We start from the raw sequence: 14,861 nt of genomic DNA on the forward strand, positions 1-14,861 counted from the left end.
CTTTTGGGGCTGTATTTAGCTGCTTTTCTATGTCCACTGCTGTTGCTGCCGACCTGCTTATTACCGCCACGGCGGAGTTTATCCGCGAAAAATTCCTGCATGAAGGCTCCGGCCACGATTGGGAGCATATCCGCCGGGTGTGGCAGGTGGCTCGTTCCCTAGCCCTGCAAACCCCGCAAGCCGATCTGCTCGTGACGGAACTGGGCGCCTTGCTGCATGACGTAGCCGACTGGAAATTTCACGGTGGCGATGAAGAAGCCGGGCCGCTCGCCGCCCGGCAGTGGCTGGAGAGCCAGCAAGCACCGGAGGAAGTTATTCAGCGCGTGGAGGCCATTATCCGCGAAATCAGCTTTAAGGGCCTGGGCGTAGCTACTCCCATGAGTACCCTGGAGGGCGAGCTTGTGCAGGACGCCGACCGGCTCGATGCCATTGGGGCCATTGGGGTAGCCAGGGCCTTTGCCTATGGCGGACACAAGGGCCGCCCCCTGCACGACCCTACTGTGCCGCCCCTGCAGCACGCTTCCTTTGAGAGTTACAAGCAAAACACGGCGCCCACCATTAACCACTTCTACGAGAAGTTGCTGCACCTGCTGGAGCGGCTGAATACTCCCGCCGCGCTGCGGGTGGCGGAGGAGCGCCATGCCTTTATGGAGCTGTTCCTGACGCAGTTTTTGCGCGAGTGGGATGGGCAGGATGTGCCCCAGGAGTAATTCCTATTCCTATCTTTACCCCATGCGTTTTCTCCTCCCGTTTTTCCGCTTTCTGGTGCCATTGCTGGTGCTCGTGCTAGCCGCTTCCTGTCGTACCTGCCCGATGGCTTCCTGCCACACGCGTAAGGTGCATCTGCACAATGGTACCAAGTACCGGGGGCAGCCCTGGTTTAAGAAACAGAACCCCGCTATCGGCGAAAAAATCAAGGTGCACAAGCAGGGTTCAGGCAAGCATCAGAACGACAGGAGCAAGACCCTGAAGTAACCCTTGAATCGGGTTTCTGGCTAGGTAAAACGGCATTTTTTGCGTATCTTGCAAGCTTAAACAAGTTCACTCTCACGGGTCCGAAAGCTCCTCTAATAGAACCTTTCGGACCGACTACATTCTCCCTATGGCGGAAGGCGAAAAGATCATTCCGATAAACATTGAAGATGAGATGCGTGGGGCCTACATCGACTATTCGATGTCGGTTATCATCTCCCGGGCTCTGCCCGATGTGCGCGACGGTTTGAAACCCGTGCACCGGCGCGTGCTCTACGGCATGTCGGAGCTGGGCGTATCCTACAACAAATCCTATAAAAAGAGCGCCCGTATTGTGGGGGAGGTGCTCGGTAAGTATCACCCCCACGGCGACTCCTCGGTATACGATACCATGGTGCGCATGGCCCAGGACTGGAGCCTGCGCTACCCCCTCGTAGATGGCCAAGGTAACTTCGGTAGCATCGACGGCGACTCGCCGGCAGCTATGCGTTACACCGAGGCTCGCCTCAAGCGCCTGGCCGATGAAATGCTCGGCGACCTGGACAAGGACACCGTTGACTTCCAGCCTAACTTCGATGACTCCCTGGAGGAGCCATCAGTCATGCCGGCCAAGTTCCCGAACCTGCTGGTAAACGGAACCACCGGTATTGCCGTGGGTATGGCTACCAACATGGCGCCGCACAACCTCACGGAGGTAGTTGACGGCATCATTGCCTACCTAGCCAACCCCGATATTACCATTGCCGAGCTGATGGAGCACGTTACCGCTCCTGACTTCCCCACGGGAGGTATCATCTATGGCTACGAAGGAGTAAAACAAGCTTTCGAAACCGGCCGTGGCCGCGTAGTAATGCGCGCCAAAGCCCACTTCGAAACCACGCCCACCGGCAAGGAGCAAATCGTGATAACCGAAATTCCCTACATGGTGAATAAGGCGAACATGATTGAAAAGACGGCGGCCCTCATCAACGAAAAGAAGATTGAAGGCATTGCCGACTTGCGCGACGAGTCGGACCGTGACGGTATGCGCGTGGTATATGACCTGAAGCGGGATGCCATGCCGACGGTTGTGCTCAACAACCTGTATAAGTATACCCAGCTGCAGTCTTCCTTCGGGGTGAACAATGTGGCCTTGGTGAAAGGTCGTCCGATGACCCTGAACCTGAAGGACCTCATTCATCACTTCGTAGACCACCGCGCCGACGTAGTAATCCGTCGGACCCGCTACGAGCTGGCGGAAGCCCAGAAGCGGGCCCACATCCTGGAGGGTCTGCTGATTGCACTGGACCACCTGGATGAGGTAATTGCTCTGATTCGCGGCTCGCGCGATGGTGAGGTAGCCCGTCAACAGCTTATCGAGCGTTTCTCGCTGAGTGAGGTACAGGCCCGTGCTATTCTGGATATGCGTCTGCAGCGCCTCACCGGCCTGGAGCGCGACAAGATTGTGGCCGAATACAACGAGCTGATGGCCCTCATCGACCACCTGAAGGCTGTTCTGGCTTCGGATGAGATGCAGCGCGACATTATTCGCAATGAGTTGCTCGAAATCAAGGAGCGCTACGGCGATGCCCGCCGCACCGCCATTGAGTACGCCGGTGGCGACTTCTCGATGGAGGACATGATTGCCGATGAGAGCATGGTGATTACCATCTCCCGCGAAGGCTATATCAAGCGTACGGCCCTCGACGAATACCGGGCGCAAGGTCGGGGAGGAGTTGGTGCCCGCGGTGCTACCTCTAAACAGGATGACTTCACGGAGCACCTGTTTGTGGCCACTACCCACGAGTACTTGCTGTTCTTCACGGAACTAGGCCGCGTGTTCTGGCTGAAAGTGTACGAAGTGCCAGAAGGAGGGAAGGCAACCAAAGGCCGCCCCATCCAGAACCTGATTGAGATTCCGCGCGAAGACAAAGTGCGTTCCGTACTCAACGTGCGCGGCCTGCGCGACCCAGACTACCTCGACAATACGTTCCTGATGTTCTGCACCGAGCAGGGCACGGTGAAGAAAACGCCGCTGGAAGCGTATTCGCGTCCTCGTACCGCCGGTATCAACGCTATTACCATCAACGAGGGCGACCGTCTGCTGGACGTGCAGTTGCTGAATGGCAACTCGGAGGTGGTACTAGCCCTGCGTTCGGGCCGAGCCGTTCGTTTTCCCGAAGAGAAAGTGCGTTCCATGGGCCGCACGGCCGCCGGGGTACGTGGTATCACGCTAGCCGAGGAAGGCAACGACCGGGTTGTTGGCATGGTCTGCATTGATAAGGATAGCCAGGACGAACTGCTGGTAGTGTCGGAGAATGGCTACGGCAAGCGCAGCCCCTTGGAAGAATACCGCATCACCAACCGTGGTGGTAAAGGGGTTCGGGCTATGAAGCTGACCGAAAAAACCGGCCAACTGGTAAGCATCAAGGCCGTAAACGATTCCGACGACCTGATGATTATCAATAAGTCGGGTATCACGATTCGCCTGCGCATGAGTGATCTGCGCAGCATTGGCCGGGCTACTCAGGGTGTTCGACTGCTGAAAATCAGCAATGGCGACGAAATTTCATCGGTAGCGAAGGTGGCTGCGGAAGAAAAAGTAATCGATTCGGAGCTTGAGCCGGTAGACGGCCTAGAGACCACCGGAAGCCCGGATGTGGAAGGCGCCGCTGCAGTAGATGCAGACGTAAGCGACCTAACGGCACCGGATTCCATCAGCGCTAATTAACTTGCGACGGCAGAACTCAACTGAGAGTTCTGCCGTTTGTGTTGGAATTCCTTTCACTTTACGCATGATCTTCAGCAAAACTCCCATGAAGAAGACCATTTTGACACTAGTAGCTGCCGCCGCGCTCCACACTGCGTCGGCTCAGAACTCAGCCGTAACCAACGCCATTCTGTTTCAAAAGCAAGGAACGCTGGATAAGGCCCGTACAGAAATTGACAAGGCCATTGTGCACGAGAAAACGCAGGGCAAAGCCAAGACCTGGTATACCCGCGGCGAAATCTATGAGGGCATGGTTGCTAGCCCCATTTATGGCAAGAGCCTGTCGGCTGGCGAAGGCACCAAAACAGCCTTCGAGTCGTACTCTAAAGCGTTGTCACTGGACGGCAAAGACGGCGAGTATGGCAAGTTGGCTACCCAGAAGTTGGACGGCTTGTATGGCCTAGCCCTGAACGCCGGTGTGGAAAACTACAACGGTAAGGACTTTGACAAAGCCATTGAGTCATACAAAATGGCTCAGCAAATTCGTCCACAGGACACCACGGCGTATCTGTATGCAGCGTATGCTGCAGAGGCTAAGCAGGATTTCGCCGGTGCCAAGGAGATGTATAGCAAGCTTCAGGGCATAGGCTATAAGTCGCCCCAGATTTATGGTCGTCTGCTGCAAATGGCTCGTCAGGAAAAAGACGATGCTGCGGCTATGAAAGTGTTGCAGGATGCGCTGGCCGCATATCCGAACAACAAAGGCTTTATGCTGGAAGAGCTGAACATGTATATTAGCTCAGGCCGTGGCAAAGAAGCGCTGGAAAAGATTGACCGTGCTATTGCAGCTGACCCCACCAACTCAAACCTGTACGCTGTTAAAGGTTCGATTCTGGATCAGGACAAGCAGCCGGCCAAGGCACTTGAGGCGTACAAGAAAGCAGTAGAAGTAGATCCGGCGAACTTTGATGCCAACTTCAACCTAGGCGTATACAACTACAACAAGGCAGCTGACTTGTACACACGGGCTAGCAAGATGAGCCTGGCCGAATACCAGAAGTCGGGCAAGAAGTTCGAGGCTGATGGCAAGAAGTATTTCCAGGAGGCGTTGCCTTACTTCGAGAAAGCACTACAAGCCCAGCCAGATGATCGGGCAACTATCTCGTCTTTGCAGAAGGTGTACTTGCGAGTTGGCCGCACCGCGGATTCAGAAAAGATGTCAGCAAAGCTTGAGTCGCTGAAAAAGTAGTAGAACTAGCTTCTTTATTTAAAGAAGGGGAGTAAGATAATAGCATAGCCCAGGCACAATAAAGGTCTGGGCTATGTTTACAAAACTCTACTTAACATAATATAAATTATAAGACAAACGGATAATAGAAATGGAAGGCCGCACACGCACCTATAGTATAGTTCGGTGTCTGTCGAGTCTAAGTAAAGTAACGTGTCGTGTTGTGGGGTATCTAGGAGGTTAGAGAATCCTTTCGTCTTGAACGGGCAAAGAGCATTCAATAGACTTTGTCAAACGTTCAGGCTACCAAAGCTTCTTCGGCTACCCACCACAACGCTTGGGCTAAAATCAGGCGGCTCGCTTAATCGCACCACGTAATCAATCAATATCAGGTAAGCGCTTTCTGTTTCTCCAGTTCCAGAAACGTCAGGGTGTTGCGTCAGTTGACTTATCTGATTGATTTTTCCTTGAAGCTTGTAAGAGCTGATGTGAAAAGATATTAGGTATGTGTAAACAGAACTGTCCCATAAACTAAGGATTTGATGCAACTAGTATGCACCATCAGGTTATTTTTAAAGCTGAAGTGTCTCTGGCAGCTTATGTTACATAGTGTGATGTTATAGCAAGGGTTGCTTCCCTCCTTTTGGCCCGTTAAGCAATTGCAGGTAACTGATCAGATGAATCTCAGATGAATCAAAATATAATCTGCTGATAAGCCAGGGCTATATGTTAGACAGGGCTATATGTTAGATATAAGCCTGTATAAGACAATCAATGAACACGAGGCCTTTCTTAGCAAGAAAGGCTAAGAAGTGTGCTAGCACGAGCCAATTGGGGGATTTAGACTGCATTATAGTCACCTACCACCCCCCGACGCCCCTATGATAGAAGGTATTATTAATAAATAGGTGATTGAAAAATTGATAATGCTAAGGATAATAAGGTTATATAAGTATTAAATAGCATAAAAAGTAATAAAAGGTAATACCAATTTATACTTTATACTACTTATATATACTTTATACTACTTATTTTTGTAATACCCTTACTATCTTTGTATACCATATACTTCAATTCCTTTTATGCCAAAGACAATTGACTACCCCCGTACTTCTTACCTAAGCGCTTGGGAAGTAGCTGAAGTAGTAGATGATACTGGAGGCAAGTGTGCCATTGAAACCGCAGCTCGCAAGCTTAATCGTAAGGTTAGTGGTTCATTCAAAGCTATTATTGGCTCTGCCGTCAAGTTCGGGCTGCTTACCAGTAAGCGGGAGTTCCTGACCACCACAAACCTGTTCAGACGCATTAAACATGCCTATGATAAACAGGAAGAAAAGATCTACCATCGCGAGGCATTTCTTCATCCCCCCTTGTTTACCCAGATATGCAGAAAGTTTCGCAACCGTGAGCTGCCAGTTCACATGTTCGATGTGATGCTGATTCGGGAGTTTGGTGTGGAGGAAATCAATGCACAGAGTGTTGCCAAGGCTTTCGTGGATGGGGCCCGTATGGCGGACATCATTGATGAACGCAACGTGATAGCTGATATTGACCAACTAGCGGCCCAGATACCCCGGCGTGAGCTAGCCAGCACAGATATGCCCCTGAATATGTTTCAGCCAGGTGCGGCAGCTTCTGCAGGTGCCAGTAGTGCCCCTATAGCATCTGCTGGCGTTGCTCCTATGCCCCTACCTACGCGCCCTAATGAGAGTATAAGTTCTACAACACCTCTTGTACCCGGTGGGCGGGCAGCAGATGCTGTATCAAGCTTATTCGGCCTCGATACGGACGATCTGGAAGAGGCAGAGCCTACACATGCTTCTACTGGGCTGCCGTCTAAGGCGGGCCCTGAGGCTGTCTTTGTACCGTCACACTCCAGTCCTAGCGAACCGGCTCCACTTGTACCACCCCTTCCCACTAAGGAAACTCCAGCCGTCGCGGCCGTGGCACCGCCGGTAGCTGCTTCCCCTGTCTACAATAGTGCGCCTGCAGCTACCGCTACTACAGCCAGCTACAGTATCCAGATTAATGGGCCCGGCATAGATACACAGCTGTTAGTTCAGGACCTAGATGACTTGGCTATTGTGAACATCTTATTGGAGAAGATAAAACGTCAACTCAGTAGGTAAGCACCTATTTACCGTTCAGATAAAATACAGTTAGCCCCTGCCAGCGAGCCTCGAGCAATCGGAGTCTCATTGGCAGGGGCTATCGTATGATAACACCACATGCACCGTTGTTTACTTATTATGTTAAATATGATAATAGCTAAAGGCCCTCTAACTACCTGGCGATTAATTGCTTTATTGATTTGCCTCTAATTGGATCTATCCGTGACACGAACCAAGAACCCGAATCCTTTTCTCGACCTAAATAGAAAGTATCAAGCGGGGTGAAGGTTGCAACCTGCTGCCACCCTAGTGGAAACCGTTCTTGAATGGGCCCCGGAGAAAATACTACCACCGGAGCACTCAGGGAAGCAAGAGATGCCAAATCAGGCTTCCACCTAGGAATAGGACGACCAGCCAGCCATATCTGCTTGACGTGTAAGTCATCGAGACTACGCCATTCTAAGCGCGCAAGGGCTGGTTGGTTCCGAACGTCCCGCATGTGGCGGAGGCCAGGATAATCTTTACGCGCCTCCCAGATGGGATATATGGGCATTAATAGCAGCAGTATAGCTGCCGTAGCGCTCAATGTAGCCGCCACAAGCACAACCGGCTGCTGACGGCGAAGCCCCCGCCCTACTACCCAGATGGCCAAGAGACCGAACAGACCGACGGCCAGCGCAAAACGAACAGAACCGGCTTCAAGCCCCGGCAGATGGACCATAGCCAACGCCACCGGCAGCCCCGCCAATAATACCACCAGTAAGCTACCCCAGGCTAGAACAATCCGCCGGTCGTTGGGAGACAGCGGGCGATTTTCCCAGTACCGAAGCAGGCCACTAATGAGAAAAGCCAAGGCCGGCATCAGGGGAAGCATGTACCGCTCTTTCTTTTCAGGAACCAGACTCAGCAGTACTAACCCAGCTACCAGCCACCCCAGCGCCACCCCATACGGAATAAAACGGCTGGCTCGGCGGCGAGCATAAGGCACCACCAGCGACGCTAGGCACACCAGGGTCCACAACCCGGTAAAGGCAAAGAAAGACCAGTAATACCAGAGTGGCTTGACGTGCCGTTCGCTCCAGGAATTTATTTCGGTTTGGGCCACGTGCAAAGCGGCCGGAGCCACGTGCAGCCAAATGTAGAACGGCCAGGCAAACCCCACCACCAAAGCTACAGCCACCGCCAGAGCAGTGTTTCTGCGTTGGTGGGCAACTAATCGACGGTGATCAGGCTGCCCAATCAGATAGCCTAGCAGAAAAGGAAACAACACCGCATACACGGCCACCGGGCCTTTGCTCAGAATAGAAAGCCCAGCCAGCACGCCGGCCCCTAGCAGTGGCAACAGGCCATTTACAGGTTGCTGCCAGCCTTTAACCAAGAGCCATAGAGCCCCCACCATAAAACTGGTGGCAAAAATATCCCACTGCCCTTCCCGGCCCACCGTAATAACCAAAAGACTACTAGCTAGCACTAGGGCCCCAAACCAGGCGGTTCGGCCAGGGCTTTGCGCCTCCTCAGGCCGATTACGGGTAAGCTCCCGGGCCAGGCCCCAAAAGAAGAACACCAGCAGACTTGCAGCCAACGCCGCCGGAACCCGTAGTAACCCCAGATTTTCAGTAAGGCCGGTTAGGTGCTGTAGTGCCGCCACCGACCAGGTAGGCAACGGCGGTTTAGCCAGCCGTAGCTCCCCGTTGAGTGTGGGAATCGGCACCCACAATAATGCGCTCGGCCCCGAAGGCCTGCAGCCACCCCGCCACCAATTCCGGCTCACGCACGGCAATGCTGCCGGCCGTAATCTGGCGCGCTCCCGCATCAAAGGCCTGCCGCACGGCTTCTTCACTTTGCAGGCCGCCCCCAAAGTCAATGACCAAGTTGGTATGGCGGGCAATGCGCTCCAGCACCGGCAGGTTCACGGGTTGCTTGGCCCTAGCCCCATCCAGGTCCACGAGGTGCAGCCGCTTTACGCCATGTTGCTCGAAGCGCTGCGCCACGGCCAGCGGGTCGGCGTCATAAGTGGTTTGCTGGGCAAAGTCGCCTTCGGTGAGGCGCACGCACTGGCCATTAATCAGGTCAATGGCGGGAATAATTTCCATGGGTAAGGGAGGCTGAAAAAAAATTGGTAAAACCAGACGAGGGATGTGCTAGGCCCCACTAGGCCGTAGCTGCTTCGGAAGCCTAGAGCTTCAGAAAGTTTTCCAGAATACGGGTACCCACCGGACCGCTTTTCTCGGTGTGGAATTGTACCGCATAAAAGTTTTGGTGCTGAACGGCGGCGCTAAAGGGCGCGGGGTATTCAGCCTGGGCAATGGTATATTCCCCAACCGGTGCATAGTAGCTGTGCACGAAGTACACATAGCCCTGGGCGGGTTGCAGGCCTTCGAACAGCGGCGAGCGTAGCGCTTGCAAATTGTTCCAGCCCATGTGCGGCACTTTGTACTCGGGTGCCTTTGGGAAACGTACTACATCAAAGGGCAGTATCCCGAGCAGGTCGGTGCCGCCACCTTCTTCGGTATGCCGACCAAGTAACTGCATGCCCAGGCAAATACCCAGGAAGGGTTGCGTGAGGGTTGGCAGGAGCTGGTCCAGGTTCTGGGCCCGTAGCTCCCGCATAGCCGAGGCAGCCTCCCCTTCACCGGGGAACAGTACCTTATCAGAGCGCTTGATTACCTCGGGGTCAGAGGTCAGCGTGGCTTGCACCCCCAGGCGCTCCAGCGCAAACAGCACCGACTGTACATTGCCGCCCTTGTAATCAATAATGGCTATTTCCATTTGAGAATTCAGAGGTTAAGATTTGATATATCCAATTGTTGTAAACAAATGGATAACCACTTTGCTATTCCATATCGCCTGCTGGAGGCAGTGCTAGGCCTAGTAAACGTGTGGGCGCAACTACTCACTGTTTAAAAGGCAATGTGAGCTAGATCAGTAGATTATCCATTTGTTTAAACATATGGATAATCTACAAAATACCCTTAGTGCTTGGTATCTCCATCCGGCCGGCATCACGCACCAAGGCCATCTTGATTGACTTGGCTACTGCTTTAAAGATGGCCTCAATCTTATGATGTTCGTTCTGCCCTTCCGCCTTAATGTTGAGGTTGCAGCGGGCCGCATCAGAGAAGCTTTTAAAGAAATGGTAAAACATTTCAGTAGGCATATCCCCTATTTTCTCGCGCTTAAACTCAGCCTCCCACACCATCCAGGGGCGGCCGGAAAAGTCGATGGCGGCTTGGGCCAGCACGTCGTCCATGGGCAACAAGAAACCGTAGCGAGCCAGGCCACGCTTGTCGCCGAGAGCCTGCGTGAAGGCTTCGCCCAGGGCAATGGCTGTGTCCTCGATGGTGTGATGCTCGTCAATATGCAGATCACCTTGCACCGTGATTTTCATATCGACGCCGGAATGCTTGCTGAGCTGATCGAGCATGTGGTCGAAAAAGCCCAAACCGGTGTGCATCTGGGGGCGGCCGTTGCCATCAAGGTTCAACTCAATGCTGATCTTGGTTTCGTTGGTGTCGCGTTGTACTAGGGCCGTGCGTGCGGGCAACCGCAGAAACTGGTATATCTTTTCCCAGCTAGTAGTAATAAGCGCTGCCCGTTCTTCATCCTCCCCTTCCGGCCGGATCAAGATTGACTGGCAGCCCAAATTTTGCGCCAGCTCCACATCGGTCAATCGGTCGCCGATAACAAAGGAGTTGGCCAAGTCATAGCCGCTGCCGTCGCCCAGGTACTGCTGCAGCATCCCGATGCCGGGCTTACGGCTGGGTAGGTTCTCGTGCGGGAAGCTCCGGTCAATATGCTCGCGCACAAACTCCACTCCTTCTGAGCGCAAGATGTCCAGCATCATGGTGTGGGCGGGCCAGAAGGTGTCTTCCGGAAAACTGTCGGTGCCCAGGCCATCCTGGTTACTGACCAAGACCAGCTCATAGTCTAGCTCGCGGGCAATGCGGGCCAGGCCCGTAATGGCGCCGGGGACAAACTGAAATTTTTCGCGCGTGAGTGCGTCCACCTGAAAATCCGTGGGCGGCTCAATCAGGATAGTCCCGTCGCGGTCAATGAAGAGAACTTTTTTCATAAGGTAAGAGCGCCCCCGTTACGAGGCGCCTGAAAGTCGAATGAATTAATATGGTCAGCTAATTCAGCGTGCGTAGTCCGGCACGCTAGGCCGGCTGGCTACTTAAACTCCCGCAGCGCCTGGAGCAGCTGCTCGTTTTCGGAAGCAGTGCCCACCGTCAGGCGGAGCGTACCAGCGCAACCAGGTTGAGTAGTCCGGTTCCGAACCACAATTCCTTTGCCCAGCAGATACTCATACACGGCCGTAGCATCGGGGTGGAACCGAACTAGCAGAAAGTTGGCATCGGAAGGAAACACCTCCGCTACGATAGCCAGGGTGGGCAGTTGCCGGGCCATCTCGTCGCGGCTAGCCAGCAGCTCTTGTCGCATCTGCTCAAACCGGGGCGCATCGCGCAGGGCATCCAGCGCATGGCGCTGCGTAGCATCTGAAATATTGTAGGGAGGCTTGATCTTGTTTAGGTAGCCAATCAGCTCGGGCGAGGCGAAGGCCATGCCTAAGCGCAGCGCGGCCAGGCCCCAGGCTTTGGAAAACGTTTGGAGAACCACTAGGTTCGGAAACTCCGCCAACCTGGTCGTCCAGCTAGGAGCCGCTGCAAAGTCAGCATAGGCTTCATCTACCACCACCAAACCGCGGAAGCCACGCAGAATTTCCTCGATGGCCGACTGGCGCAGCAGGTTGCCGGTCGGGTTGTTGGGCGAGCACAGAAACACGAGCTTAGCATCAGATGCCACCACGCCGGCTACGGTTTCTGCCGAGAGCTGAAAGTCTGGAGTTAGTGGTAACCGCTCAATACGCACATCATTCAGGTTGGCGGCCACTTCATACATGCCATACGTGGGCGGCAAAATCAGGATGCTGTCTTGGCCGGGCGTGCAGGTTAGGCGCACGAGCAGGTCAATGGCTTCGTCAGATCCGTTGCCTAGGAAAATCTGGGCCGGGGCTACCCCCTTCAACGGTGCCAACTCCGCTTTCACGGCCCGCTGCAAGGGGTCGGGGTAGCGGTTGAAACGCTCGGGGCCGGCGCTGCCCAAGCTGTTTTCGTTGGCGTCGATCATGATGTGCGCCTCGCCCTGAAATTCGTCGCGGGCCGATGAGTAGGGCTTCATGGTCCGGATATTGGGCCGAACCAAGCTTTCTAAATTGAACATGATGGTATGTCTTAGGTCAACCACGGCCAGAGCATTGGATGACGGCTGTTAGCATTTGGTACTACCTACTCTGGGCCGGCCAACGACTCCAGCCGCAGCGTTACGGCGCGAGCGTGGGCTTGGAGGCCTTCCGCTTCGGCCATGGTTTCCACCACGGGGCCTACCTGTAGCAGTCCCTCGGCGGTCAGACGCTGGAACGTTATTTTCTTGAGAAACGAATCGAGCGAGACGCCGCTGTAGTTGCGGGCGTAGCCATTGGTAGGCAGCGTGTGGTTGGTGCCGGAAGCATAATCGCCGGCGGCTTCCGGGGTCAGATGCCCTAGGAACACGGAGCCCGCGCTAGTTACGCCTTCGGCCAACTGCTCCGGGTTGCGCACGGCCAGAATGAGGTGTTCTGGCGCGTACAGGTTAGAGAAGTATAGCATTTCCTCGGGCGTGCGCAGCAGAATAGCGCGGCTTTCCAGCAAGGCTTGAGCCGCCACCTCGGCCCGGGGCAATTCCCGGAGCTGACGCGCCACCTCGGCCTGCGTGGCCTCAAGCATTGCAGGAGAGTCAGACAGTAGAATCACTTGCGAATCGGGTCCGTGCTCGGCCTGGCTCAGGAGATCGGCCGCTACAAACGCCGGGTTTGCCGAGTCATCAGCAATAACCAAGACTTCCGAGGGGCCAGCCGGCATGTCAATGGCTACCCCATAGCGCGTGGCCAGTTGCTTGGCAGCTGTTACGTAGCGGTTACCGGGGCCAAAAATCTTATCAACGCCGGGCACAGAGGCAGTTCCACCGGTAAGCGCGGCTACGGCTTGTGCCCCACCGGCCTTTATGATGGTAAAGATACCTAGTAGCTGGGCCGTAAACAGGATGATAGGATTAACGGAGCCGTCTTTCTGCGGCGGCGTGCACAGCACAATTTCCGGGCAACCCGCTAAGCGCGCCGGCACTCCCAACATCAGCAAGGTGCTAAACAACGGTGCGCTGCCGCCCGGAATGTACAATCCAACGCGCTGCACTGGCACGGCCCGGCGCCAACACAGTACGCCCGGCATGGTTTCTACGCGTTCTTCCTGGGGCACCTGCGCTTTGTGGAAACGCAAAATATTGGCGTGGGCCTGCCGGATGGCCGTTTGCAACGCGGCCGGAACCTGCGCCGCAGCGGCCGCCAGCTCTTCGGGGCTTACGCGCAAGCCAGATGTCAGGTCGGCCCCGTCGAAGCGCTGGGCGTATTCCACCAGCGCTTCATCGCCGCGCGCCCGCACATCCGCGAAAATCTGCTCAACTCGTTGCTCTACATCGTGGGCCTGCTGGGCGGCGGCGCGCTGCTGCAGGGCCGGCCACTCTGACTGAACAGGATATTGAAAGAGTTGCATAGTCGTTAGGTTGATGGGTGATGTGGGGCTAGTAAACCTTGCACATCAAAGGGAAACAAAGTATCCGAGGTATGCCTGGCGACTCCTTATATATAAGGTGCCGGCTAGGCCACGACTTCCGATGCTATGAAATCATTTTCTCGATGGGCAGCACCAGGATGCCTTCCGCCCCAACGGCCTTCAGCTGGCCCGTGATGTGCCAGAAGTCGTCTTCGTTCACCACAGACTGCACCGACACCCAGCCTTCTTCGGCAAGCGGCGTAATGGTGGGCGACTTAATACCGGGCAGCAGGGCTTTCACGGCATCGAGGGCCGCCACCGGCGCGTTCAGAATAATGTACTTATTGCGGCGGGCCCGGCGCACAGCCTGCATCCGGAACTGGAGCTGCTCGAGCAACTCCTTCTTCTCCGCCGACAAATTTTGGTTGGCAATCAGCACGGCCTCTGAGCGAAACACCGTTTCCACCTCGCGCAGCCCGTTGCCCAGCAGCGTAGAGCCGCTGCTCACAATATCACAAATGGCTTCGGCAAGGCCAATGCTAGGGGCAATTTCCACAGAACCGCTGATGGTGTGCAGGTGGGCCTGTACGCCGCGCTCCGAGAGGTAGCCGCCCAAAATCTGGGGGTAGGAAGTGGCAATGCTTTTGCCCTGCAGATCCGCTACGGAGCTATAAGCGGCGGCGCGCGGTACGGCCAGGCTCAAGCGGCATTTGCTGAAACCAAGGCCTTCGATTTCCAGTTGGGGCAGGCCAGCTTCCACCAGCACATTCTGCCCTACAATGCCCAGGTCCGCCACACCATCCTGCACATAGCCCGGAATATCGTCGTCGCGCAGGTACAGGATTTCGAGCGGGAAGTTGGTGGCTTCGGTTTTGAGCTTGTAGGAGGAGGTAAGGAAGCTAATGCCGCATTCCCGAATCAGGTTCAGGGAATCTTCGCTTAAGCGGCCCGACTTCTGGATGGCCAGACGGAGCATATTCGTGAGGTAAAAAAGTAAGAATCAGGAGGCGAGTGGTGGCTGATGGCCAGCGTACTTGCTCGTAATCCGGGATGAGTTCAAAGGATAGCGGGAGCAGGACCCAGGCGTTGGATAAGGCCATGTACTGGCAAGGCCACCGGGTTGCGGGGGCCGGGGAACCTAGTGCGGTTCGCCCAACGGGGTCAATATGATGCGTTCATTCCTCTAGAAAGAGGAATGGTGCCCGTGATGATGGTGATGCTGGCTCGCGCGCGGCCCGGCCAGGCGGCCCGCTGCAGGGGCGGCCAGAAGGCTTAGG

At 55.0% G+C, this 14,861-nt stretch carries 12 protein-coding genes; 5 read left to right on the top strand and 7 right to left on the bottom strand.

What is annotated here, in order from left to right; translation table 11 throughout:
- Nucleotides 1–29 precede the first annotated feature (29 nt).
- The 5 genes from ACYVHC_RS01150 (at nt 30) to ACYVHC_RS01170 (ending at nt 7,018) form a co-directional block, all read left to right on the top strand.
- Entirely contained in the window at nt 30–710 is a 681-nt protein-coding gene (locus tag ACYVHC_RS01150) for an HD domain-containing protein (protein ID WP_460611824.1), read from the top strand.
- A gap of 22 nt (nt 711–732) precedes the next feature.
- Nucleotides 733–975, top strand: a complete 243-nt coding sequence (locus tag ACYVHC_RS01155) for a hypothetical protein (RefSeq protein ID WP_460611825.1) — start codon at nt 733–735, stop codon at nt 973–975.
- A 127-nt stretch (nt 976–1,102) separates the two neighbouring features.
- A complete protein-coding gene (gene gyrA, locus ACYVHC_RS01160; protein ID WP_460611826.1) occupies nt 1,103–3,682 on the top strand; it encodes a DNA gyrase subunit A in 2,580 nt (859 codons plus the stop codon).
- Between the two features lie 85 nt (nt 3,683–3,767).
- Entirely contained in the window at nt 3,768–4,910 is a 1,143-nt protein-coding gene (locus tag ACYVHC_RS01165; protein WP_460611827.1) for a tetratricopeptide repeat protein, read from the top strand.
- 1,061 nt (nt 4,911–5,971) lie between these two features.
- The gene (locus ACYVHC_RS01170; protein WP_460611828.1) at nt 5,972–7,018 is read left to right on the top strand and encodes a hypothetical protein; all 1,047 of its coding nucleotides are present in this window, start codon (nt 5,972–5,974) and stop codon (nt 7,016–7,018) included.
- A gap of 154 nt (nt 7,019–7,172) precedes the next feature.
- Here ACYVHC_RS01170 and ACYVHC_RS01175 read toward each other — a convergent pair whose 3' ends face one another.
- From ACYVHC_RS01175 to hisG, 7 genes are all read right to left on the bottom strand, one after another.
- Nucleotides 7,173–8,711, bottom strand: a complete 1,539-nt coding sequence (locus ACYVHC_RS01175; protein ID WP_460611829.1) for an ArnT family glycosyltransferase — start codon at nt 8,709–8,711, stop codon at nt 7,173–7,175.
- The gene (locus ACYVHC_RS01180; RefSeq protein ID WP_460611830.1) at nt 8,671–9,093 is read right to left on the bottom strand and encodes a 1-(5-phosphoribosyl)-5-[(5-phosphoribosylamino)methylideneamino]imidazole-4-carboxamide isomerase; all 423 of its coding nucleotides are present in this window, start codon (nt 9,091–9,093) and stop codon (nt 8,671–8,673) included. Before ACYVHC_RS01180 ends, ACYVHC_RS01175 begins: the two co-directional genes overlap by 41 nt.
- Before the next feature lie 82 nt (nt 9,094–9,175).
- Nucleotides 9,176–9,769, bottom strand: coding sequence for an imidazole glycerol phosphate synthase subunit HisH (gene hisH / locus ACYVHC_RS01185; RefSeq protein ID WP_460611831.1), 594 nt, complete (start codon nt 9,767–9,769; stop codon nt 9,176–9,178).
- A 190-nt stretch (nt 9,770–9,959) separates the two neighbouring features.
- The gene (hisB, locus tag ACYVHC_RS01190) at nt 9,960–11,072 is read right to left on the bottom strand and encodes a bifunctional histidinol-phosphatase/imidazoleglycerol-phosphate dehydratase HisB (RefSeq protein ID WP_460611832.1); all 1,113 of its coding nucleotides are present in this window, start codon (nt 11,070–11,072) and stop codon (nt 9,960–9,962) included.
- Between the two features lie 98 nt (nt 11,073–11,170).
- Nucleotides 11,171–12,220, bottom strand: a complete 1,050-nt coding sequence (gene hisC, locus ACYVHC_RS01195; RefSeq protein ID WP_460611833.1) for a histidinol-phosphate transaminase — start codon at nt 12,218–12,220, stop codon at nt 11,171–11,173.
- Between the two features lie 65 nt (nt 12,221–12,285).
- Entirely contained in the window at nt 12,286–13,584 is a 1,299-nt protein-coding gene (gene hisD, locus ACYVHC_RS01200) for a histidinol dehydrogenase (protein WP_460611834.1), read from the bottom strand.
- A gap of 124 nt (nt 13,585–13,708) precedes the next feature.
- Nucleotides 13,709–14,560 (bottom strand): ATP phosphoribosyltransferase, encoded by an 852-nt coding sequence (gene hisG, locus ACYVHC_RS01205; RefSeq protein ID WP_460611835.1) that lies wholly within the window; start codon nt 14,558–14,560, stop codon nt 13,709–13,711.
- Between the last annotated feature and the right edge of the window lie 301 nt (nt 14,561–14,861).

Source organism: Hymenobacter seoulensis (assembly GCF_054780535.1).

What these genes read in the sequence shown, in the direction of transcription:
- ACYVHC_RS01150 (WP_460611824.1), top strand. Translation starts at nt 30, where the DNA reads ATGTCCACTGCTGTTGCTGCCGACCTGCTTATTACCGCCACGGCGGAG.
- ACYVHC_RS01155 (WP_460611825.1), top strand. Translation starts at nt 733, where the DNA reads ATGCGTTTTCTCCTCCCGTTTTTCCGCTTTCTGGTGCCATTGCTGGTG.
- gyrA (WP_460611826.1), top strand. Translation starts at nt 1,103, where the DNA reads ATGGCGGAAGGCGAAAAGATCATTCCGATAAACATTGAAGATGAGATG.
- ACYVHC_RS01165 (WP_460611827.1), top strand. Translation starts at nt 3,768, where the DNA reads ATGAAGAAGACCATTTTGACACTAGTAGCTGCCGCCGCGCTCCACACT.
- ACYVHC_RS01170 (WP_460611828.1), top strand. Translation starts at nt 5,972, where the DNA reads ATGCCAAAGACAATTGACTACCCCCGTACTTCTTACCTAAGCGCTTGG.
- ACYVHC_RS01180 (WP_460611830.1), bottom strand. Translation starts at nt 9,093, where the DNA reads ATGGAAATTATTCCCGCCATTGACCTGATTAATGGCCAGTGCGTGCGC.
- hisH (WP_460611831.1), bottom strand. Translation starts at nt 9,769, where the DNA reads ATGGAAATAGCCATTATTGATTACAAGGGCGGCAATGTACAGTCGGTG.
- hisB (WP_460611832.1), bottom strand. Translation starts at nt 11,072, where the DNA reads ATGAAAAAAGTTCTCTTCATTGACCGCGACGGGACTATCCTGATTGAG.
- hisC (WP_460611833.1), bottom strand. Translation starts at nt 12,220, where the DNA reads ATGTTCAATTTAGAAAGCTTGGTTCGGCCCAATATCCGGACCATGAAG.
- hisD (WP_460611834.1), bottom strand. Translation starts at nt 13,584, where the DNA reads ATGCAACTCTTTCAATATCCTGTTCAGTCAGAGTGGCCGGCCCTGCAG.
- hisG (WP_460611835.1), bottom strand. Translation starts at nt 14,560, where the DNA reads ATGCTCCGTCTGGCCATCCAGAAGTCGGGCCGCTTAAGCGAAGATTCC.